The sequence below is a fragment of the Streptomyces sp. NBC_00829 genome, assembly GCF_045161795.1.
In the GTDB taxonomy this organism is placed as follows: Bacteria; Actinomycetota; Actinomycetes; order Streptomycetales; family Streptomycetaceae; genus Streptomyces.
Map to the genome: position 1 here is coordinate 4,213,699 of NZ_CP108867.1, position 21,979 is coordinate 4,235,677.

The 21,979-nt window shown below is 70.8% G+C and carries 17 protein-coding genes, 4 tRNA genes, 1 other RNA gene and 1 pseudogene; 15 read left to right on the forward strand and 8 right to left on the reverse strand.

Annotation, left to right across the window (positions count from 1 at the left end):
• Positions 1-21: 21 nt before the first annotated feature.
• Positions 22-1,284, reverse strand: a complete 1,263-nt coding sequence (locus OG293_RS18460) for an ATP-binding protein (protein WP_405999884.1) — start codon at positions 1,282-1,284, stop codon at positions 22-24.
• A 186-nt stretch (positions 1,285-1,470) separates the two neighbouring features.
• Here OG293_RS18460 and OG293_RS18465 point away from each other — a divergent pair, with 186 nt between their 5' ends.
• The 3 genes from OG293_RS18465 to OG293_RS18475 are packed head-to-tail and all read left to right on the forward strand — an operon-like array spanning position 1,471 to position 3,091.
• Positions 1,471-1,899 carry a hypothetical protein gene (locus tag OG293_RS18465; protein WP_405999885.1) on the forward strand — a complete coding sequence of 143 codons (429 nt, stop codon included), beginning with the start codon at positions 1,471-1,473 and terminating at the stop codon, positions 1,897-1,899.
• A complete protein-coding gene (locus OG293_RS18470; protein ID WP_406003637.1) occupies positions 1,896-2,126 on the forward strand; it encodes a helix-turn-helix transcriptional regulator in 231 nt (76 codons plus the stop codon). Before OG293_RS18465 ends, OG293_RS18470 begins: the two co-directional genes overlap by 4 nt.
• Complete coding sequence (locus tag OG293_RS18475) at positions 2,123-3,091, forward strand: NAD(P)-dependent alcohol dehydrogenase (RefSeq protein WP_405999886.1); 969 nt, start codon at positions 2,123-2,125, stop codon at positions 3,089-3,091. Before OG293_RS18470 ends, OG293_RS18475 begins: the two co-directional genes overlap by 4 nt.
• Positions 3,092-3,223: 132 nt before the next feature.
• Here OG293_RS18475 and OG293_RS18480 read toward each other — a convergent pair whose 3' ends face one another.
• Positions 3,224-4,153: a phosphorothioated DNA-binding restriction endonuclease gene (locus OG293_RS18480; RefSeq protein ID WP_406003638.1), complete on the reverse strand. Its 930-nt coding sequence runs from the start codon at positions 4,151-4,153 to the stop codon at positions 3,224-3,226.
• 1,765 nt (positions 4,154-5,918) lie between these two features.
• Here OG293_RS18480 and OG293_RS18485 point away from each other — a divergent pair.
• On the forward strand, positions 5,919-6,950 hold the full coding sequence (locus tag OG293_RS18485) for a Gfo/Idh/MocA family protein (RefSeq protein WP_405999887.1): 1,032 nt from the start codon (positions 5,919-5,921) through the stop codon (positions 6,948-6,950).
• A gap of 194 nt (positions 6,951-7,144) precedes the next feature.
• On the opposite strand, the gene OG293_RS18490 is transcribed toward OG293_RS18485, so the two are convergent.
• A tRNA-Ser gene (locus OG293_RS18490) sits at positions 7,145-7,232 on the reverse strand.
• A 71-nt stretch (positions 7,233-7,303) separates the two neighbouring features.
• Between OG293_RS18490 and ffs the strand changes: the two genes are divergently transcribed.
• The 6 genes from ffs to OG293_RS18520 all read left to right on the forward strand — a co-directional run bounded on the left by ffs (position 7,304) and on the right by OG293_RS18520 (position 15,610).
• Positions 7,304-7,402: signal recognition particle sRNA small type (gene ffs / locus OG293_RS18495), an RNA gene on the forward strand.
• 97 nt (positions 7,403-7,499) lie between these two features.
• Complete coding sequence (locus OG293_RS18500; protein ID WP_405999888.1) at positions 7,500-9,749, forward strand: DNA polymerase III subunit gamma and tau; 2,250 nt, start codon at positions 7,500-7,502, stop codon at positions 9,747-9,749.
• 59 nt (positions 9,750-9,808) lie between these two features.
• Positions 9,809-11,059 (forward strand): phosphoribosylamine--glycine ligase, encoded by a 1,251-nt coding sequence (purD, locus tag OG293_RS18505; RefSeq protein ID WP_405999889.1) that lies wholly within the window; start codon positions 9,809-9,811, stop codon positions 11,057-11,059.
• Positions 11,060-11,270: 211 nt separating this feature from the next.
• Complete coding sequence (locus OG293_RS18510) at positions 11,271-12,950, forward strand: hypothetical protein (RefSeq protein WP_405999890.1); 1,680 nt, start codon at positions 11,271-11,273, stop codon at positions 12,948-12,950.
• A 215-nt stretch (positions 12,951-13,165) separates the two neighbouring features.
• Positions 13,166-14,626, forward strand: a complete 1,461-nt coding sequence (locus tag OG293_RS18515; RefSeq protein WP_405999891.1) for a N,N-dimethylformamidase beta subunit family domain-containing protein — start codon at positions 13,166-13,168, stop codon at positions 14,624-14,626.
• A gap of 84 nt (positions 14,627-14,710) precedes the next feature.
• Complete coding sequence (locus tag OG293_RS18520) at positions 14,711-15,610, forward strand: phosphoribosylaminoimidazolesuccinocarboxamide synthase (protein ID WP_405999892.1); 900 nt, start codon at positions 14,711-14,713, stop codon at positions 15,608-15,610.
• A gap of 95 nt (positions 15,611-15,705) precedes the next feature.
• Here OG293_RS18520 and OG293_RS18525 read toward each other — a convergent pair.
• The 5 genes from OG293_RS18525 to OG293_RS18545 form a co-directional block, all read right to left on the reverse strand.
• A tRNA-Gly gene (locus OG293_RS18525) sits at positions 15,706-15,778 on the reverse strand.
• A gap of 22 nt (positions 15,779-15,800) precedes the next feature.
• Positions 15,801-16,454, reverse strand: coding sequence for a DNA-binding response regulator (locus OG293_RS18530; RefSeq protein ID WP_405999893.1), 654 nt, complete (start codon positions 16,452-16,454; stop codon positions 15,801-15,803).
• Between the two features lie 129 nt (positions 16,455-16,583).
• A tRNA-Gly gene (locus tag OG293_RS18535) sits at positions 16,584-16,656 on the reverse strand.
• An 80-nt stretch (positions 16,657-16,736) separates the two neighbouring features.
• A tRNA-Gly gene (locus OG293_RS18540) sits at positions 16,737-16,808 on the reverse strand.
• 139 nt (positions 16,809-16,947) lie between these two features.
• Positions 16,948-17,283 (reverse strand): Lsr2 family protein, encoded by a 336-nt coding sequence (locus OG293_RS18545; protein ID WP_405999894.1) that lies wholly within the window; start codon positions 17,281-17,283, stop codon positions 16,948-16,950.
• A gap of 279 nt (positions 17,284-17,562) precedes the next feature.
• Here OG293_RS18545 and purS point away from each other — a divergent pair, with 279 nt between their 5' ends.
• From purS to OG293_RS18570, 5 genes and pseudogenes are all read left to right on the forward strand, one after another.
• A complete protein-coding gene (gene purS / locus OG293_RS18550) occupies positions 17,563-17,808 on the forward strand; it encodes a phosphoribosylformylglycinamidine synthase subunit PurS (RefSeq protein WP_405999895.1) in 246 nt (81 codons plus the stop codon).
• On the forward strand, positions 17,805-18,485 hold the full coding sequence (gene purQ, locus OG293_RS18555; RefSeq protein WP_405999896.1) for a phosphoribosylformylglycinamidine synthase subunit PurQ: 681 nt from the start codon (positions 17,805-17,807) through the stop codon (positions 18,483-18,485). Before purS ends, purQ begins: the two co-directional genes overlap by 4 nt.
• 85 nt (positions 18,486-18,570) lie before the next feature.
• Positions 18,571-20,820 (forward strand): phosphoribosylformylglycinamidine synthase subunit PurL, encoded by a 2,250-nt coding sequence (gene purL, locus OG293_RS18560; protein WP_405999897.1) that lies wholly within the window; start codon positions 18,571-18,573, stop codon positions 20,818-20,820.
• Positions 20,821-20,998: 178 nt separating this feature from the next.
• Positions 20,999-21,094: pseudogene (locus OG293_RS18565) on the forward strand (M23 family peptidase); the annotation flags it as partial.
• 61 nt (positions 21,095-21,155) lie between these two features.
• A complete protein-coding gene (locus tag OG293_RS18570) occupies positions 21,156-21,974 on the forward strand; it encodes a sterol carrier family protein (protein WP_405999898.1) in 819 nt (272 codons plus the stop codon).
• Positions 21,975-21,979: the final 5 nt, after the last annotated feature.

Here is a 21,979-nt window from a genome sequence, read left to right on the forward strand (position 1 = left end):
GTCGATGTGGTGCCCGCCGTGCTAGATCCGGGCGAACCGCTTCGTCTGGTCGGCGAAATCCTGCGCCATCGCCCGGTTGACGGTTGCCTGGGTACCGCGGATCGTCCGCAGATAGTCGTCCGTGGTCGGGCGGGCCCGGGTGCCGCTGTCGAAGGTGCGCTCGAACACGGACTGAGAGACGGTACGCGCGGCATGGCCGATGTCGGCGGGGGTGAACCCCTCGCTCGCGGACACGAGTGCCGCGACATCGGCCTCGGCGCCCGTTCGCGCGAGGAAGCTCCTCCACAGCGCGGCCCTGGCGGTGTCGTCGGGAGGCCCGATGGGGACCACGTAGTCGAAACGGCCGTGCCGCAGGAACGCCGGATCCAGGGTGGTGACGTTGTTGGTGGCGCAGACGAGCAGCCTGCCGTCCCTGCTCCGGAAGCGGACGATCGCCTTGAGCAGCTCGTTGACGATGCCGACCGCGGTCGCGTCCGCGCCGTTGCGTTCGCCCGCCACCTCTTCGACCTCGTCGATGAAGACGAGGACGTGGTCGAGCTGGGCGATCTCGTCGAAGCGCCGGTTCAGCCCGGTGGCCAGGCCGTATTCGGCGGCAAGCCGCGCCGGGAACAGTTCCAGGAAGGGCCACGACAGGCGGCTGGCGATCGCGTGCGCGAAGGTGCTCTTGCCGGTTCCGGGCGGGCCGAACAGCATGACCGCGCGCGGCGGTTCCACCCCGTGCTCGGAGGCCATTTCGGGGTGGGCCAGCGGAAGCACCAGACGGCGCTCGATGAGCCGCTTCTCCCGCTCCATGCCGGCGACCTTCTGCCACAGCCCCCCGGGAGTCAGCTCCGCGCCGAGCGAGGAGAGCACGCTCTGCGGTGTCAGGGGCGCGCGTTTCTCGAAGAAGACCAGGCCGGAGCGGTCCTCGAAGGAGCAGTTGCGCAGGGCGGTGACGCCGGTCTCCCCCTCGGGCAGGACCGCGTGGACCGTACGGACACCTCCGGCGAACAGTCGCTGCTCAAGTGCGGTGAGAAGGGCACTTCCCAGCCCCTGCTGCCGCCAGGAGGGGTGCACACAGATCCGCAGAATCCACGCCCGGTCGCCATCCCCGCGGCTCACCGCCGCCCCGACCGTCACCTCGCCCGCCACGGCCACCACGGCCGGATGACCGGCTTGGAGGGCGGCCACGACGTCGGACAGCCGGAACAGGGCAGGCTCGCCGGTCGTACCGCTCTCCGCGTCGACGCGGACCACCGCTTCGAGGTCGTCCGGTGAGTAGTCCCTGACAAGCCAGCTCGACATGATCGGCTCCGAGTGCTGGAGGGTCCTTCCATCATCGGGTGATCCGCGCACCCCGACGACCGGGAGCCCACCCGTACTGGCCTGCCCGCTCTTCTCTCCGGGCACCCATGTACAGAATTCTTGACTCCATGTACGCCCGGCCTTACATTCCTCGTGTCAGGTTTCTTTTACAAGCGGGGAGTGGACGTGACGTTCGAAGAGAAGCGCGCATGGATCATGGGGGTGGTCGCGGTCGGCGCGTACGCGGCCTATCTCGCCATCGTCCTCGGGCGGGCGGACGGCACCCCGCTCGCAGACGTGGCCTATGTGTCCACGCTCCTGTGGACCGTCGGTGCCGCGATCGTCGTCTCGATCGCGCTCAACATCGTCATCGCGGTCGCCGCGCCCAAGGACGCCAACAGGAAGGACCAGCGAGACCGGGAGATCGGCCGGTTCGGCGAGTACACCGGCCAGTCGTTCGTCGTCCTGGGAGGAATGGCGGCACTCGGCCTGGCGATGGCCGAGGTGGACCAGTTCTGGATCGCCAACACGATCTACCTGGCGTTTGTCCTGTCGGCGGTCCTCGGGTCCGCGGCCAAGCTCGCCGCCTACCGGTGTGGCTTCCAGCCGTGGTGAAGCCGACCAGGGTCACGAACGCGATCCGAGCCCTCCGGTTCGCCCACGGAGAGATGACGCAGGCGGAGCTGGCCGACCGCATCGGCGTGACCCGCCAGACCGTCATCGCCATCGAGAAGGGCCGCTACTCGCCCTCGCTCGAAATGGCCTTCCAGATCGCCCGGGTGTTCGGCGTTCCGCTCGACCAGGTGTTTCAGTATCCGGCCAGTGAAGGAGAGACGCCATGAAGGCGGTCGTGCAGGACAGATACGGCTCCGCGGACGTGCTGGAACTGGCGGACATCGAGCGGCCCGAGGCCGGGGAGGGCGAGGTCCTGGTACGGGTGCGTGCCGCCGGCCTCGACGCGGGGGTCTGGCACCTCATGACGGGCAGGCCGTATCTCCTGCGCCTCATGGGATTCGGACTCCGCGCCCCCAAGGTCCCCGTCCGCGGCAGAGAAGTCGCGGGCCGCGTCGAGTCCGTCGGCGGAGCAGTGACCCGATTCCGGCCGGGCGACGAGGTGTTCGGCTTCTGCGAGGGCTCCTTCGCCGAGTACGTCAGCGCCCCCGAGGACAGATTTGCGCCGAAGCCCGCGAACCTCACCCTCGAACAGGCCGCCACCGCGGTCTCCGGCGTCACCGCCCTCCAGGCCGTGCGCGACGCGGGCCGGGTCCGGGCGGGCCAGAAGGTCCTGGTCATCGGCGCGGCGGGCGGGGTGGGGACGTTCGCGGTACAGCTGGCCAAGGCATTCGGAGCGGACGTCACCGGTGTGTGCAGCACGACCAAGACGGACCTGGTCCGCTCGCTCGGCGCGGACGATGTCATCGACTACACACGCGAGGACTTCGCCGACCGGCCGCAGCGCTACGACGTCATCCTCGACACCGCCGGCAACCGCTCCCTCTCCCATCTCCGCCGGGCCCTCGCCCCGCGAGGAACGCTCGTCATCGTCGGTGGCGAGAACGGAGGCCGGCTGCTCGGCGGCACGGATCGCGTCCTGCGGGCGCTGCTGCTGTCGCCGTTCGTACGCCAGAGGCTGCGCGGGCTGTTCTCGGCGGAGCGCCGGGAGGATCTGGAGGCGCTCAGGGAACTGATCGAGGCGGGCGAGGTGACACCCGCCATCGACAGGACGTACGCGCTGAGCGAGGTCCCCGAGGCCATCCGGTACCTGAGTGAGGGCTCGGCGCGGGGGAAGGTCGTCATCACGGTGTGACGCACACCGTATCCGTCGCCGTGCCGAGTCCGACTCGGTGAACGCCGGTGTTCCGGGGTGCACTCGGAAGACATCGGCCCGGACCTGGGATGCACTCCTTGACCGTGGATCGCGTGTCCGACGACTCGGCGATCAGGCGGCCGCGGCGGGACGTGGGCTGCCGTGGAAGACCTGGCTGGTGTGCCAGGAGCGGTGGACCGCCGCGACGGGGTGGGCACCCGGTTGAGGTCCGATGAGCCGGCGGCCGGCGAGCGCTATGACGTGCTCCCGGGCGGCAGGACTGCGGCCGACGAAACGCTGTGAGACCAGGATGCGGTGACCTCCCCCACTCTCGGCTTCGCCCGAGCGGGGGGACCCCCATCCGATGCCGAGGACTCCCTTGTCGAAGAGCTTGTGGTGCAGCGAACACAGACACAGGCCGTTGTCGACGTCGTCCGGGCCATCGAACGCCCACCAGCGCACGTGCGCGGCCTCCAGCCCGACCGGAACCGTGCCGATCCTGCCGTCGTAGCCGCAGAAGGCGCACTGGTACTCGTAGGCCGTCAGGACCAGCTCCCGCATCCGCGGATCCCGCTGCCTGCGCACGGCCGAGAGCTGTCCGGTCTCCGCGGGCTCCAGCCTCAGGCCGACGGATTCGCACAGTTCGTCGTGGAGGGAGGGCGGGAAGTGCAGGTCGAGCAGGACCCGCGCCATCCGGCCGAGCAGCGACGGCTCGCGCCGCAGCGCCGCCCGCAGTGCCGGCGCCAGCCGCCCCGCGGCCCCCGCCGCTCGCAGCTCCCGCACCCCGCTACCGGGGCTGCCCGGTCCATGGTCGGTGCGCACCTCCCACACACCGTCGCTCACCAGATGGTGGAACGGATAGGCGGGAGTCGTCCTGCTGGACGGACCGTACGCGTCCAGCAGTTGCTTGAGATCTTCCTCCACCGCGCTGTACCGCAGTTCGCCGTCGGCATCCTGCTGGAACCGGCCGAGGGCGTACAGGAACAGCAGCGGCTTGTGCGGAGCGCGGGTCCCGCCTCTGCTCCACTGCCTCAGCTTCGCGGTCCGCTCCAGCCAGTCCATGACCGGAGATCGTAGTGGTGCCTTGTCTACGCGGGCATGACACCGTGAATGCGGGAGAGAGTGAAGACGCGTTCGTCGTCGCGCAGGTGGCACCAAGCGTAAAGGTAGGGCGGGTCGAGATCGAGTTCGCTGAGGGTGCGTATGGTGCGGCTGCCCGAGGCGGCTACGTACCCCCTCGCAGGGTGGTGTTCCGGCGATTGCGGGCTGTACCTTGCCGTCTTCGTCGCGGGCCTGGGTCGGGGTGAGCGGCAGGGTCCGCCACGCCTGCAGCAACACGGCGAGCTGCTCCGCCGGTTCCCGCTCCGCCCAGGCGTCGTAGCCCTCCGTCGCCGCGACCCGGCTGCCGTCCTGGGCGGCCATCAGCCCGGCGGCGTACGCCGTCTCCAGAGCGAGACGTACGACGATGTCGTCGCACTGTGCCGCCTTGCCGATCCGCGACAACTCACGTGCCCCGACCCCACCGGACTTCAGCCGGGTCGGAGGAGAGGCGGAGCACACCGCAAGGACCGAAGCGGCGTGAGCGGCGAACGCCGTGGCCGCGGCCGCCGCGTCCCGGTCCACCTCCGCCGAGGTGACGGGCGTCGAAGGAACAGGGGGCGGGACGGGATCGAACGGGGCGTGCCAGTCGGCCCCGCGCAGGGCGAGCGCCACCTCGGCCGGCATACGGGTGGCTCCGTACCGGCGGCGGTCCTGGACCAGCAGTCCCCGCTCCAGCGCCCAGCGCGCACCCGGCCCGGAGTCGGTGTGTGCGACGCCGAGGGTGATGAACTCCATCTGGTCCTCGGGTTGTTCGGGCTCCAGGCTCGCTCGCCGCTCAAGCAGTTCCCGGGTGGCCGCAGGCGCCTGGGCCACCACGGCGGCGATCCGCTCCGGGTCGCTGTGGTGACATACGAGGGCCGTCAGCCGCTGCGGTTTGGTGTTGCCGGTCGTCCGGACACCCAGGGTCACCAGCATGCGGCGCAGTTCCTCGGAGGTCATGTCTGCCAGCAGTTGGGCGACCGGCGCGTCCAGTCCCAGCGGCGTCTCCCATGCCTGCCGCAGCGGTGCCGCCATACGCAGCAGTCCCTTGTCGTCCGGCCAGGCCAGCGCGCGATCGGCCAGTGTCCCGAGGGCCTCGTCCAGCCCGCGTGCGCTCACCGTTCCGGACACGCCCAGCAGATCCCCCAGTGCCGCACGTGGCGTCGGCCCCAGCGCCGCCAGCGCCTCGGCCACCTGCAGGTGCGGCAGCGCGAGCCCGGGCAGCACGAGCGCCACCGACGCCGGGCGCTGGAGACGATCCGCCAGTTCACCGAAGGATCGTGGCTCCGGTGGCATCACAACGTCCGCGCGAGCGGCGAGGACCCGCTCCAGCCGGGAGATTTCGAGACCGCTCAGCCAGGCGGCCAGTGTTGATCCGCTGGACTTACCGATGGGGACACCTCACGAGAACGAGCACCGTTGGTTTCCTGACACGGACCGGAATCGGTCTGCGTGGACACCAGGATGGCGCATCGCGGGGGACGCCCGTGTCCCTGCCGGATGCTTCCCTGAATCCGACTCTCCTCTCACCATGGATCTCATGGTTGACGGGAACGTGGTCACAGGGACATGGGTGGAGGAGCCGGCAAGAAGATTCCCCCCGCCAGGTACCTATGTTTAGCTGCTGCGGGAACTGATCGAGGCCGAGGCCACCGCGCACATCGGCGCCCAGGGGAGCAAGCACACTGACATGCCGGCCCGGCAGACCGACCACGTTCCTCCGAACGAAGAGGACAGAGGAGATCCCTTGGACACCCCCGTACGCATCGGACTGGTCGGCTATGGCTTCGGCGGCCGTGTCTTCCACGCCCCGCTGCTCGCCGCCGCCCCGGAATGCGAGTTCCTGGGCGTGGTCACCACTTCGGCCGAGCGCCGAGCCCAGGTCGCCCAGGAAATGAGCCGCCCGACCTTCGACTCCCTGGAGGACCTGGCCCGCGCCGGAGCCGAGGCGGTCGCCGTCTCCACACCCGCCGCCACGCACATCCCTCTGGTGCGGCAGGCACTGGAACTGGGCCTGGCCGTCGTCTGCGACAAGCCATTCGCACTCGACGCGGCCTCGGCGCGTGCGGCCGTCGAGCTCGCGGAGAAGCAAGGCCGTCCGCTGACGGTGTACCAGAACCGCCGGTGGGACACCGACTTCCTCACTCTGCGGGCGCTGGTGGACAGCGGCGACATCGGCACCGTGCTCCGCTACGAGTCCCGGTTCGAGGTCTTCCGGCCCGAGGCAGGTGCTCCTGCGGCGGGCGGTGGCACCCTCGTCGACTTCGGCAGCCACCTGGTCGACCAGGCTCTGGTGCTGTCCGGCCCGGTGGAGCGGGTGTACGCGGAGATGCACCACCGCGAGGACGAGGACGGACTCGACGACGACGTCTTCGTGGCCCTGACCCACCGCAACGGGGTGCAGTCCCACCTGTGGGGCAGCTGGCGGCAGGGTGCCCCGGGACCCAGCCTGCGCGTCACCGGGACCACAGGCACGTTCGTCATCGACCACAGGGACAGCCAGGACAGCGCGCTGATGACCGGTGCGACCCCGCAATCCGAGGGCGACAGCTGGGGTACCGAGCCCGAACACCTCTGGGGCCGGGTACGGCGCGGAGACACCGCCGAGCCCGTCGCCTCGAGCCGCGGCAGGTGGGACCTGTTCTATGCAGCCTTCGCCGCCGCAGTCCGCGGTAAGGGACCCGTTCCCGTCGACCCCTGGGACGCGGTGGCCACCGCCACCGTCCTGGACGCCGCGCGGTCCAGCGCCCGCGACGGCCGAGTGGTGCGCCTGCCCTGACCGTGCTTGATTGGCCCCTGGCGCAAGCGGTGGGGCATGCGCCACGTCGCACACCGCCTCGTCCTGGGAGCCGAGGACGACGCCATCGACGAACACCGGAAACATCCCCTGTGGACAAAAACCAGGACGAGGACAACGTTGAAGGGCCCCACCGCAAGCGGTGGGGCCCTTCAACATCGTGCCCGGTGAGGCACTGGCGGAGGATACGAGATTCGAACTCGTGAGGGGTTGCCCCCAACACGCTTTCCAAGCGTGCGCCCTAGGCCACTAGGCGAATCCTCCGCGGCAAACAATACAAGACGTTGAGGAGTGCTCGCGAACTCGTTCCTGCCCCGGCCATCAGGTACCCTGTGCGGAGCCCCTCACGTGGCGCTATCTGACTGAACTCCCCCAGGGCCGGAAGGCAGCAAGGGTAGGTCGGCTCTGGCGGGTGCGTGGGGGGCGCTTACGTTCCCGGGGGCCTGGCCCGGTGCCGCAGGGCCGTGCCGGAGTCCGTCCCGTATCGCCGGGCGGCATCGCTTGTCAGTGGGCCCCGATAACCTCGTAGGCGTGTCGTCCCTTGCGCTCTACCGCCGCTATCGCCCCGAGTCGTTCGCTGAGGTCATCGGGCAGGAGCATGTCACCGACCCGCTGCAGCAGGCCCTGCGGAACAACCGGGTCAATCACGCGTACCTGTTCAGCGGGCCCCGCGGCTGCGGAAAGACGACCAGCGCGCGCATCCTCGCCCGCTGCCTGAACTGCGAGCAGGGGCCCACGCCCACGCCGTGCGGCGAGTGCCAGTCCTGCCACGACCTCGAGAGGAACGGACCGGGGTCGATCGATGTCATCGAGATCGACGCCGCCTCGCACGGTGGTGTCGACGATGCCCGTGACCTCCGCGAGAAGGCCTTCTTCGGGCCGGCGAGCAGTCGGTACAAGATCTACATCATCGACGAGGCCCACATGGTCACCCCGCAGGGCTTCAACGCCCTGCTGAAGGTGGTCGAGGAGCCGCCGGAGCACCTCAAGTTCATCTTTGCGACCACCGAGCCGGAGAAGGTCATCGGCACGATCCGGTCGCGTACGCACCACTACCCCTTCCGGCTGGTGCCCCCGGGCACGCTCCGCGAGTATCTGGGCGAGGTCTGCGGCAAGGAGGACATCCCGGTCGCGGACGGCGTGCTGCCCCTCGTCGTACGGGCGGGCGGCGGGTCCGTGCGTGACTCCATGTCCGTCATGGACCAGTTGCTCGCGGGCGCGGCCGAGGATGGTGTGACATACGCCATGGCCACCTCCCTCCTCGGATACACGGACGGGTCGTTGCTCGACTCGATCGTGGACGCCTTCGCGGCGGGCGACGGGGCCGCGGCCTTCCAGGTCGTGAACACCGTCATCGAGGGCGGCAACGACCCGCGGCGCTTTGTCGCCGACCTGCTGGAGCGGCTGCGGGACCTGGTGATCCTGGCCGCCGTGCCGGACGCGGGGACGACCGGCCTCATCGACGCGCCCGCCGACGTGGTCGAGCGGATGCAGGCGCAGGCCGCCGTCTTCGGCGCCGCCGAGCTGAGCCGTGCCGCGGACCTGGTCAACACGGGACTCACGGAGATGCGGGGCGCCACCTCGCCCCGGCTCCAACTGGAGTTGATCTGCGCGCGGGTGCTGCTGCCCGCCGCCTTCGACGACGAGCGGTCCCTGCAGGCCCGGCTGGACAGGCTGGAGAGGGGAGCGACCTTCTCGACCGGCGGCACGGCGCCCGCGATGGGGTACGTCCCCGGGCCCGAGGCCCAGGCCCACGCACCCATGACATCGGCCGGGCCGGGCGCACCGGACGTGCCGCAGGGCGCGGGTCCGGCCGCGGCCCGCGCGGCGGCCCGGGGGCCCGTCGCCGAAGCGCCCGCCCCGGCACCCGCTCCCGCGCCGGAGCCCGTCGCTCACGACGCCGGGGCGCAGCCGGCCGGACAGCGCCCCGGCGCCTGGCCCGCGGCCGCGACGGCCTCGGGGCTCTCCGCGGAGGGCGCGTCCCCCGCCGCTGAGACCGGACGGCGTCCCGGCGGATGGCCCACCGCGTCGGCCCCGGGACAGGGCAGCCGCCCGCCTGCCCCCCAGGCACCGACACCCGCCTCCCCGGCCCCCGCTCCTGCCGCGCCCTCCGCCGGCATGGTCCAGGGCGCCGTCCAGGTGCGGAACATGTGGCCCGACATCCTGGAGGCGGTCAAGAACCGCCGCCGCTTCACCTGGATCCTCCTCAGCCAGAACGCCCAGGTGGCGGGCTTCGACGGCACCACCCTCCAACTCGGCTTCATCAATGCCGGCGCCCGCGACAACTTCGCGAGCAGCGGCAGCGAGGAGGTGCTGAAGCAGGCGCTCTCCGAGCAGTTCAACGTGCAGTGGAAGGTCGAGGCGATCGTCGATCCCTCGGGCGGCGCGGGCGGCCCCGGCGGCGCCCAGCCCCCGTCAGGCGGCGGTGGGGGCTATCCCGGGGGTCCGGGAGGCGCCGGAGGCCAGGGTGGTGGCGGCTTTGGCGGTGGAGGCCGCGCCCCGTCCGCCCCCGCCGCGCAGGCCCCGGCCGCCCCACCGCCCCGCCCGGCCCCGGCCGCCTCCCACCCCGCCTCAGCTGCCCCCGGTCCCGCTGGTCCGGCGGCCGGGGCCTTTGCCTCCGGGCCCCCGCGCGCAGCCGACCACACCCCGCCCCCGGTGGCCCCCGAGGACGACGTGCCGGAGGAGGACGATCCCGATCTCGTCGACTCCGCTCTCTCCGGTCACGACCTGATCGTGCGCGAGCTCGGCGCCACCGTTGTGGAGGAATACACAAACGAATAGCGGGCCTCCCTTCGGAGGCCCGTACGGATCCGGCCACCCCTGCGGCTAGGCTGACTGCCGTGAAGGTCCTCGTCATCGGCGGCGGCGCCCGCGAACACGCCCTGTGCCGCTCTCTCTCACTCGACCCCGACGTCACCGCTCTGCACTGCGCGCCCGGAAACGCCGGCATCGGTGAGGTCGCCGAGCTGCACCCGGTCGACGCGCTGGACGGCGCGGCCGTGGCGCGGCTCGCCACCGAGCTGGCGGCCGAGCTCGTCGTCGTCGGCCCCGAGGCGCCGCTCGTCGCCGGGGTCGCCGACGCCGTGCGGGCCGCGGGCATCCCCTGCTTCGGCCCCTCCAGGGAGGCGGCGGAGCTTGAGGGCTCCAAGGCCTTCGCCAAGGACGTGATGGCCGCGGCAGGCGTGCCCACGGCCCGCAGCTATGTCTGCACCACCCCGGAGGAGATCGACGAGGCCCTCGACGCCTTCGGCGCCCCCTTCGTCGTCAAGGACGACGGCCTCGCGGCCGGCAAGGGCGTCGTCGTCACGGACGACCTCGCCACCGCCCGCGCGCATGCGCTGGCCTGCGGACGTGTCGTCATCGAAGAGTTCCTCGACGGCCCCGAGGTCTCCCTCTTCGCGATCACGGACGGTGAGACGGTCCTTCCGCTGACCCCCGCCCAGGACTTCAAGCGGGCCCTCGACGGCGACGCCGGCCCCAACACCGGCGGCATGGGCGCGTACTCCCCGCTCCCGTGGGCCGACCCGAAGCTGGTCGACGAGGTCATGGCGACCGTGCTCCAGCCCACCGTGGACGAGCTGCGCCGACGCGGCACCCCCTTCTCCGGACTCCTTTACGCGGGTCTTGCGATCACCTCGCGCGGCGTGCGCGTCATCGAGTTCAACGCCCGGTTCGGCGATCCGGAGACCCAGGTGGTCCTGGCCCGGCTGCGGACCCCCCTCGCGAGCGTTCTGCTCAACGCCGCCCGCGGCACCCTCGGCGACGAGCCGCCCCTGAAGTGGCGTGACGACGCCGCCGTGACCGTGGTCGTGGCCTCGCACAACTACCCGGACACCCCGCGCACCGGCGACGCGATCGAAGGCCTGGACGAGGTCGCGGCCCAGGACGGGCCCGACGCGTACGTCCTGCACGCCGGTACGAAGCAGGACGGCGACGCGATCGTGAGCGCCGGCGGCCGGGTCCTTTCGGTCACCGCGACCGGGAAGGACCTGTCGCAGGCCCGTGAGCGCGCCTACCGCGCGGTGGCCCGTATCCGGCTCGACGGCTCGCAGCACCGTACGGACATCGCACGCAAGGCCGCGGGGGAGTGAACCTCTAGGCCCTGAGGACCGTCATCACCTTTGCCCGCAGCCATTCCATCGAGTGACGGCTGAGCCATCCGGATGACGCCCGCCGAAGCCCCAACTAGGGTGCGGCGCAAGCGTTCCGGCACTTGGCCCACCGGCATTGCGATGTCGGCGGCGGGTGCCACAGTGGGGGAGTGAGCTTCACCGTCGCGGGGCAGAGGGGGTGATTCCGGCCGTGTCCGGTACCGGTTTCGGCGAGTCGCTGGGTGCACAGGCCGCACGCTCGCGGGCCCTCGCCGTGCTGCGCGTCCGCAGCAGGGCGCTGGCCGTGGCTCTGCTGCCCGCCGCCGTCGCCGTCGTGCTCCTGGCCGGCGGTGTCACCGGCCGGATCACCGGCGGGGGTTGGGATGCCGCCCGCTGGGCCGTTTCGGTCCTGGCGGTGGTCGTGCTGCTGCTCGCCGCCGCCGTCGCGGCCGTGATCGTCCGGGCCAGTCCCGCGCTCAGCCCCACCGTCCAGCTCTCCGAGCGGGCCGCCCCCGATCTGTACCGGATGGTGCGCGACCTGGCCGAGCGCCTCGAAGTGCCCGCGCCTTCGGCTCTGGCGCTCACCCCGGACTGCGACAGCTGGCTTGAGGACCGTACGCACCCCGCCCACGCGATCACGCACCCCGCCCGTGCGATCGCGCACCCCGCCCGTGCGATGCGGACGGGAAGCAGGCGCCGTGGCGCGGAGGCGCCCGTGCTGGTGATCGGGTCGCCGTTCCTGTGGTGGATGCGGGTCGCCGAGCTGCGGGCGGTGCTGGCACCGGTCGTCGCGGGCACCGCGCCCTCCGCGCACCCCGACATAGCCGCGGCCCGCCGTTTTGTGCGGGGCCTGGACGCGGCGGTCGCCGTGGCGTCCGCACCGGATCGGCGGCTGATAGCCAGGCCCGCGCTGGGCTTTGTCGGCCTGGTCTCCCGGCTGTTGCTGCGGGGTTGTCAGGTACCCGCCGCGGAGATGGAGCGGGGGGTCGCCGCTGCCGCGTCCGAGCGTGCACAGGCTGTGGACTACGGCCTTCGGATCGTCGCCCAGGAGCAGGTCGGCCTCGCCTACGCGGGCTGGGACCGGCTGCTGACCCGGGTCGCGCTGCCCGCCTGGCGCATGGGCCGTTGGCCCTCCCGGCTCGACGCGGGAGTCGTCTCGGCACTGACCGAGCTCTCCCGGCGCGACCGGCTCGCGGAGGGCTTCGCCTCGCGGCTGGGCGAGCGTCCCGCCTGCGATCTGCTCGAAGAGCCCGGCACGGTCGACGAGGCCGCCTCGCTGCTGGCCGCACGGCTCTTCCACGGCGGTCCGGCCGAGGCGGGTCCCGACTGGTCACCGGTGGACTGGCAGCAGTATCCGGAAGAGGTCGTCGACCGTAAGTGGCGTTCGGAGGCGGCGCGGCTGCACCGCGTGCTCGACGACCTGGGTGTCCCGCCGGCGGCCGGTCCGGACGGCCCGACGCTCACCCGTGTGATGGATCATCTGGCCGGCCGGGGCCCTGAGACCGGCGAGACGCTGGCGGCCGGGATCAGTGCCGAGGTCGCCCGCGAGGAGGCTGCCGCCCCGCCGGTCCGCCGGACCCCGGGCGAGGCGCTGGAGGGCTGGAGCGCGGACGCGCCGCTTCCCCTTTTCCCGCTGCAGCCGCCCCGTACGGGGCGTGAGCTGCTCGCCGACCATGTGACGGCGATGGTCTGCTGCGCCGCCGTCGACACCGCGGGCGCGGTTCCCGGCCTCGACTGGCTCGACGGCCCGGCGCTCCTGATCAACGGCGAACGCCGGGCCGACCTGGCCGCCCGAGTCCTGAGCCTGACGGAGGACGGCGATCCCGCCCCGCTGCGCAGCTGGCTCGCCACCCTCGGCGTCCGCCCGGAGAAGCCGGTCCGCCTCGTCTGAACGGCGGATTTGCTGAATTTTCGTCTGAATCCCGCATTTTCTCCTCCAGGCTCATGCACTGTCCCTCGAATCTCCATCCGGATTGTTGCGTTCCGTTCACGTCAATTCGCGACGAACGGTGACGGAGTGCGTGCGTTATGTGATGTGCTGGAGACCGGCACTGACAGGAGTCGGAGCGTCACGGGTGAGCCGGGCACATCGAGGGAGGGCGCAGCATGGGGGCGGAGCAGATCCGGCGATGGGAATCGGGTGCCCTCGCCCACGCCGTCACAGACCCGTTCGGGCAGGGGCCCCTGCCGTGGCTCCGTGGCAGCGAGTACTACTTCGGCGACACCGGCCAGGTCGTTCCCTGGTACGTCGACCCCGTCCTGGCGGGTGGTCGCTCGGGCGGCCCCCGCACCGCCGACGATGTACGCCGCCAGATCAAGGGCTTCGCGTCCACCGGGGCGGCGGCCCCCGGCGAGTCGATCGATTTCCACATCACTGTGGACCCGCCGCAGCAGTTTTCGGTCGACATCTACCGCATCGGGCACTACGCGGGCGACGGCGCGGCCAAGATCACCACCAGCCCGCGCCTCTCCGGCATCGTTCAGCCGCCCCCGCTCACCGCCGACCGGACCGTCTCCTGCCACCACTGGTGGCTCTCCTGGCGGCTCCAGATTCCCTCGTTCTGGTCGGTCGGCGCCTATGTCGCCGTGCTCACCACCGTCGACGGATACCGCTCGCACATCCCCTTCACCGTCCGCGACGACCACCCCGCCGACCTTCTGCTGCTTCTCCCGGACATCACCTGGCAGGCGTACAACCTGTATCCCGAGGACGGCCACACCGGCGCCAGCCTCTACCACGCCTGGGACGAGACGGGCCGGCTCCTCGGCGAGCAGGACGCGGCGATGACGGTCTCCTTCGACCGCCCGTACGCCGGCGCCGGCCTGCCCCTCCATGTCGGCCACGCCTATGACTTCATCCGCTGGGCCGAGCGGTACGGCTACGACATCGCCTACGCCGAGACCCGAGATCTGCACGCCGGCCGCGTCGACCCGACCCGCTACCGCGGACTGGTCTTCCCGGGCCACGACGAGTACTGGTCGGCTCCCATGCGCCGCACCGTCGAAGGTGCCCGCGACAGCGGTATCTCGCTCGTCTTCCTCTCCGCCAACACCATGTACTGGCAGGTCGACCTCGGCCCGTCCCCCTCCGGCGTCCCCGACCGCCTCCTCACCTGCCGCAAGCGCCGCTCCCCCGGAAAGCCGGCGCTGTGGCGCGAGATCGACCGGGCGGAGCAGCAGTTGCTCGGCATCCAGTACGCGGGCCGCGTGCCCGAGCCGCACCCCCTGGTCGTACGGAATTCCGATCACTGGCTCTGGGACGCCACCGGCGCGGGCGAGGGCGACGAGCTGCCCGGCCTCGTCGCGGGCGAGGCCGACCGCTACTTCCCGCGCACCGCGCTGCCCGAGCACCAGGGACGGATCCTGCTCGCCCACTCCCCGTACCGGGACGGCGACGGCGTCACACGCCACCAGGAGACCTCCCTGTACCGCGCGCCCTCCGGCGCTCTGGTCTTCGCCTCCGGGACCTTCGCCTGGTCCCCGTCGCTGGACCGGCCGGGCCATGTCGACGCCCGGGTTCAGCGGGCGACCGCCAATCTCCTCGACCGCATCTGCAAACGCGACTAGAAGACTCATGGGGGCCCTGGCCGGGCCCGCACATCGCGCGTACGGGACAATCGGACCCGTTGGACGTAACCACGGGGAGGAACCGTGTCCGGATTCGTCGAAAAGCCCGAGCCGCTTCAGGTGCCGGGCCTGGTACATCTGCACACCGGCAAGGTGCGCGACCTGTACCAGAACGAGGCGGGCGACCTCGTGATGGTCGCCAGCGACCGTATCTCCGCCTACGACTGGGTGCTGCCCACCGAGATCCCCGACAAGGGCCGGGTGCTCACCCAGCTCTCTCTGTGGTGGTTCGAGCGCCTTGAGGACCTGGTCCCGAACCACGTCCTGAGCACCGACCTGCCCGAGGGCGCCCCGGCCGACTGGGCCGGCCGGACCCTCGTCTGCAAGTCCCTGCGCATGGTCCCCGTCGAGTGCGTCGCCCGTGGCTATCTCACCGGCTCGGGCCTCGCCGAGTACAAGGAGTCGCGCACGGTCTGCGGTCTCGCGCTCCCCGAGGGCCTCTCCGACGGCTCCGAGCTCCCGGCCCCGATCTTCACGCCCGCCACAAAGGCGGCCGTCGGCGACCACGACGAGAACGTCAGCTACGAGGAAGTGGCCCGCCAGGTCGGTGCGGAGACCGCCGCCCTGCTGCGTCAGACGACGCTCGCCGTCTACGGCCGGGCCCGCGACATCGCCCGCGACCGCGGGATCATCCTCGCGGACACCAAGTTCGAGTTCGGCTTCGAGGGCGACGAGCTCGTCATCGCCGACGAGGTACTGACCCCCGACTCCTCCCGCTTCTGGCCGGCCGTCTCGTGGGAGCCGGGCCGGGCCCAGCCCTCGTACGACAAGCAGTACGTCCGCGACTGGCTGACCTCCACCGCCTCGGGCTGGGACCGTACGAGCGAGCAGCCGCCCCCGCCGCTCCCGCAGGAGGTCGTCGACGCGACCCGCGCCAAGTACATCGAGGCGTACGAGCTGCTGACCGGCACCCCCTGGAGCTGAGCCCACGCCCGGCGCCCGGCGGGCGGGTGCCGGGCCGCATGCCCGCCGCGCACACGAGGAAGGCCCCGGTCACAAGGACCGGGGCCTTCGATCTGAGCGGACGACCAGGTTCGAACTGGCGACCTCAACCTTGGCAAGGTTGCGCTCTACCAACTGAGCTACGTCCGCATGCGCCGTAGCGCGGGGACCACTATACCCAACCTCGCTCGCGGGCGAGACGCACCGCGGTGTGGCGGTTCTCCGCACCCAGTTTGGAGGCCGCCGAGGAGAGGTGGTTCCGTACGGTCCCCTGGGACAGCGAGGCCCGCTCGGCGATCTCCGCGACCGGCGCTCCGTCCGCCGCCAGTTCCAGTACCTGCGTCTCCCGGGCGGTCAGCGGCGAGTCCCCCGCCGAGATCGCGTCGGCCGCCAACTCCGGGTCCACATAACGGTTCCCGGCGTACACGGTACGGATGATCTCCGCCAGCCGCCGGGCGCTGACGGTCTTCGGGACAAAGCCCCGCACACCCGCCGAGAGAGCCCGTTTGAGGTGCCCGGGACGGCCGTGACCCGTCACGATCATCGTCCGGCACCCGGGCAGTTCAGCCCTGAGCGATGTGGCCACACTCACACCGTCCGGGGCCGGCATCTGGAGATCGAGGACAGCGACGTCGGGCCGGTGGGCCCGTGCCATGGCGAGGGCCTCGGCGCCCGAAGTGGCCTCGGCGACGACCACGAGATCGTCTTCGAGCGCGAGCAGCGCGGCCAGCGCGCCACGGAGAAGGAGATCCCGCACTGCCTGAAAGCCGCCGGCGTAGCTCCGCCACAGGCCGTCCGCCTCGATGACGTACTCGTCGTTGGTCATGCCTCAAGGCTTCCGCCGGGCAGGGACGCGGAGCCGTGCGGGCTGTCACCGGCCCCGATGACAAATGTCATCGGGGAGCGCAGATACGACGAAGGCCCCGGTCCTTTAGACCGGGGCCTTCATACTCTGAGCGGACGACGAGATTCGAACTCGCGACCCTCACCTTGGCAAGGTGATGCTCTACCAACTGAGCCACGTCCGCATTGCTGCCGCTCAGCTCTCACTGGGCGGTGCGTCCACCACCCTACCTGATCCACATCCATGGACGGTAAAGCGATGCAGAGCGGGTGACAGGAATTGCACACTGCGCCTTCCCCCTGGAAGGGGGATGTTCTACTACTGAACTACACCCGCACGCTGCGTCGGGCGGGCCCTGCGGCCTTGCCCTTCGGCGTGCTCCAGACTCTAGCCGAACAGCGGGGGTGCAGCGCAAATCGGATCCGCGCGCGCCTCTCGGTGCGCGTCGGACGGCGGGCGTCCGGGGGCGGGTGTCTCAACTCGCTTCGCGGAAGGCCTCGTACACCGCCTTGGGGATCCGTCCGCGGGCCGGCACATCCATCTTGTTGGACTGGGCCCAGGCCCGCACGGCCGCCGGGGCGGGTTCGAGCGCCGTGTGCCGGTAGGAGATGCGGGACTTGTCGCGCTTCCCGGCGTTTGTCTGCTTTCGGCCCGCGGCCACGTAGGGCGCCAGGGCCTTCCGCAGTTTCTTTGCGTTGGAGGGATTGAGGTCGATCTCGTACGCCTTCCCGTCCAGCGCGAACGCGACCGTTTCCGCCGCTTCTCCGCCGTCGATGTCGTCGGAGAGCGTGACCACTACTCGCTGAGCCACGGATATCGGTCCTTTCCTGCGGTATCACCGGTTCTGGCACGGGGCGATACCGGCTTTCCGGCCGGTGAGGGGCAATGCTGCTTTCCTCTGTATTCCTTTGTACAGCGGAAGACGCCGCATTGTGAAGCCCAGCCAATTACATGCGCGTGTCCTGTGCAATGGCGGAGTGGATTCTTTCCCGGGATTTTCCCTGGCCGTTCTCCGGATATCTACCCGCGTAGATTTTCTGGGCGGGTACGCTGAGGGAACCGCCCTCGCAACACACCACCGGGAGTGCCCGTGGCACGCGTCGTAGTCGACGTCATGCTCAAGCCCGAGATCCTCGACCCCCAGGGACAGGCGGTGCAGCGCGCACTGCCCCGCCTCGGGTTTGACGGGATCGCGGACGTCCGTCAGGGAAAGCGCTTCGAGCTGGAGGTGGAGGGGCCGGTCGATGACGCCGCCCTCGCCCGCATCCGTGAGATGGCCGAAACGTTCCTCGCCAACACCGTCATCGAGGACTTCGTCGTAAAGGTGGAGTCGTGACTGCTCGCATCGGAGTCGTCACTTTCCCCGGCACGCTCGACGACCAGGACAGTCTGCGCGCCGTCCGACTCGCCGGCGCCGAGCCCGTCTCCCTCTGGCACCGTGACAAGGACCTCAAGCAGGTCGACGCCGTGGTCCTCGCCGGAGGATTCTCCTACGGCGACTATCTCCGTGCCGGAGCCATCTCGCGGTTCTCGCCGGTGATGGAAACGATCATCGACCAGGCCAAGGCGGGCATGCCCGTTCTCGGTATCTGCAACGGCTTCCAGATCCTCACCGAGTCGCATCTGCTGCCGGGCGCAATGCTGCGCAACAACCATCTCCACTTCATCTGCCGCGAGCAGAAGCTGCGGGTGGAGACGAGCGGTACCGCCTGGACCGCGGACTACACCGCGGGCCAGGAGATCCGGATTCCGCTCAAGAACATGGACGGCCGGTACGTCGCCGACGAGCGCGTGCTCGACGAGCTGGAGGCCGAGGGCCGGGTCGCCTTCCGCTACCTGGACTTCAACCCGAACGGCTCGCTCCGTGACATCGCCGGCATCACCAACGCCGCCGGCAACATCGTCGGTCTGATGCCCCACCCGGAGCACGCCGTCGAGCCGCTGATCGGCACCGGCCTCACCGACGGTCTCGGTTTCTTCACCTCGATCCTCAAGAAGCTGGTCAACGCATGAGCCTCGACGCCGGAGCAGCCGAGGGAGCGACCGAGCGCCCCAGTCCGCGACTTCAGAACCACCTCGCGCAAAGGAGCGACCGAGCGTGACACTCGACACGGTCAAGCACGCGGCCGGGACCCCGGACGTCGAGCAGCCCTGGAAGGAACTCGGCCTCAAGCAGGACGAGTACGAGCGCATCCGCGAGATCCTCGGCCGCCGTCCCACCGGCGCCGAGCTCGCCATGTACTCCGTCATGTGGTCCGAGCACTGCTCGTACAAGAGCAGCAAGGTCCATCTGAAGCAGTTCGGCGAGAAGGTGCCGGAGAACGACGCGATGCTCGTCGGCATCGGCGAGAACGCCGGTGTCGTGGACGTCGGCCAGGGTTACGCGGTCACCTTCAAGGTCGAGTCGCACAACCACCCGTCGTACATCGAGCCCTACCAGGGCGCGGCCACCGGCGTCGGCGGCATCGTGCGCGACATCCTCGCCATGGGCGCCCGCCCGGTCGCGGTCGTCGACCCGCTGCGCTTCGGTGCGGCCGACCACCCCGACACCAAGCGCGTCCTGCCGGGCGTCGTCGCGGGCATCGGCGGCTACGGCAACTGCCTGGGCCTTCCGAACATCGGCGGCGAAGTCGTCTTCGACTCCTGCTACCAGGGCAACCCGCTGGTCAACGCGGGCTGCATCGGCGTGATGAAGCACGAGGACATCCACCTCGCGCAGGCGTCGGGTCCCGGCAACAAAGTCATCCTGTACGGCGCCCGCACCGGCGGCGACGGCATCGGCGGCGTGTCGGTCCTGGCGTCCGAGACCTTCGAGTCGACGGGCCCCGCCAAGCGTCCCGCCGTCCAGGTCGGCGACCCGTTCCAGGAGAAGCTCCTCATCGAGTGCACGCTCGAGATCTTCAAGGAGAAGCTGGTCGCGGGCATCCAGGACCTCGGCGGCGCCGGGCTGTCCTGCGCGACGAGCGAGCTGGCGAGCGCCGGCTCCGGCGGCATGCGCGTCGAGCTCGACACCGTTCCGCTGCGTGACGCGACCCTCTCGCCCGAGGAGATCCTCATGAGCGAGTCGCAGGAGCGCATGTGCGCGATCGTCGAGCCGGACAAGGTCGACCGGTTCATGGAGATCTGTGAGAAGTGGGACGTCATCGCCACCGTCATCGGTGAGGTGACCGGCGGCGAGCGCCTGGAGATCTTCTGGCACGGCGACCAGATCGTCGATGTGCCGCCGCGGTCCGTGGCCCACGAGGGCCCCACGTACCACCGTCCGTTCGCCCGTCCGGAATGGCAGGACGCGCTCCAGGCCGACGACGCGAACAAGCTTCCGCGGCCGGCGACGTCCGTGGAGCTGCGCGAGCAGGTCCTCAAGCTGGTGGCGTCGCCGAACCAGGCGTCGAAGGCGTGGATCACCGACCAGTACGACCGTTTCGTGCAGGGCAACACCGTGCTCGCCCAGCCCGAGGACGCGGGCATGGTCCGGATCGACGAGACGTCGAACCTGGGCGTGGCCATGGCGACCGACGGAAACGGCCGGTACACCAAGCTCGACCCGTACACCGGTGCGCAGCTCGCGCTGGCGGAGGCGTACCGCAATGTCGCCGCCTCGGGCGCCAAGCCGCTCGCCATCTCGGACTGCCTGAACTTCGGCTCGCCCGAGGACCCGGCCGTGATGTGGCAGTTCGCGGAGGCCACGCGCGGTCTCGCGGACGGCTGCCTCCAGCTCGGCACCCCGGTCACCGGCGGCAATGTGTCGCTGTACAACCAGACCGGCGAGAGCGCCATCCACCCGACCCCCGTGGTCGCGGTGCTCGGTGTGATCGACGACGTCAACCGCCGTACGCCGATCGCCTTCGCGGAAGAGGGGCAGCTCCTCTACCTGCTCGGCGACACGCGTGAGGAGTTCGGCGGCTCGGCCTGGTCCCAGGTGATCCACGACCACCTCGGCGGACTGCCGCCGGCCGTGGATCTGGACCGCGAGAAGCTGCTCGGCGAGATCCTGATCTCGGCCTCCCGCGACGGCATGATCGACGCGGCGCACGACCTGTCGGACGGCGGTCTGATCCAGGCGGTCGTCGAGTCCTGTCTGCGCGGCGGCACGGGCGCGCGGCTGATCGTCCCGGACGGTCTGGACGCGTTCACCTTCCTGTTCAGCGAGTCGGCGGGGCGCGCGGTCGTCTCGGTGCCGCGCAGCGAGGAGCTCCGCTTCAACGACATGTGCGGGGCGCGGGGTCTGCCCGTCACCCGTATCGGTGTCGTGGACGGTGACGAGGTGGATGTGCAGGGCGAGTTCAGCATTGCGCTGAGTGAGCTCCGCACGGCGCACGAGGAGACCATCCCCGGTCTGCTGGTCTGACGCGCACGGCTCTGCGCGAGCCCCCGTCCGGATGCTTCGGACGGGGGCTTCACCGCACCGTTCTCCTCTGTCCCTCGCGCGAGATCCTCGGCAGTATCGACTGACGTAGATCCACTGCTCCACGAGCCGTCGTGTGCGAACGACCGCTGGCCGGCGGACCGCCGCCGAACAGAAGCTCGCCCCGCGGCCCGCGGTCGAGGTCGAACTGCCGGTGACCGGCCGCTGGACCGCCCTCAACAGCCCCGCCGACAAGGTCCCGAGCCATGGGATGCACGGCATCCGACGCCGGGCGCCGACCCGCCGGGGACTGCGGGACAGCCCGTAGTCTCACTCGTATGCCACCGGCCAGGAAACGCACCCGCAGCTACGACTCCGCCAGGATCCGCGCCGCCGTTCTCACCCAGTTCGCCCATGTGCGCCGGGCGGTCGGCACCCTCACACCCGAGCAGCTCGACCTGCCCACCCGGCTGGCGCCGCCCGCGGGGCGGAGCGCCCCGGAAGCCTGGACCGTTCGCGACCTGGCCGGACACATCGCCCTGGCCGTCTCGGCGGTGAGCCGGAGCCTGGAGCAGCCCGCGCCCGCCGCGGTGGAGATCGAGCTGCTGGACTGGCCGTTCGCGACCGCCGCGCGCGCCGAGGGCATCTTCGGCGACACCCGGGAACTCGCGGCGAGCGCCGAGCCGGACGAGCTGTACGCGCGGACGGCCGACGGGATCGCCGAGGCGCTGGCAGTCGCCGCCGACGACCGGCTCCTCGCCACCCGCGTCGGCGCGATGCGGCTCGCGGACTATGTGGTCACCCGCACGGTGGAGCTCATCGTCCACACCGACGACCTGAACGACGCGACCGGTCTCGGCATCCCGTACGACCGGCAGGCGCTCGCCGCGTGCACCAGGCTCCTCGCCGACGCGCTCGCCGTGAAGGCTCCGGGCGCCTCGACCGAGGTGCGTGTGCCGCCGTTCGCCGTCGTCCAGTGCATCGAGGGCCCCCGTCACACCCGGGGCACTCCGCCCAATGTCGTCGAGACCGACCCGCTCACCTGGATCCGCCTCGCCACCGGTCGTACGGGCTGGGCGGAGGCGCTCGACGCGGCGAAGGTCAGCGCGAGCGGAGAGCGGGCCGACCTCTCGGCGCTGCTCCCGCTGCTCGGCTGAGCGAC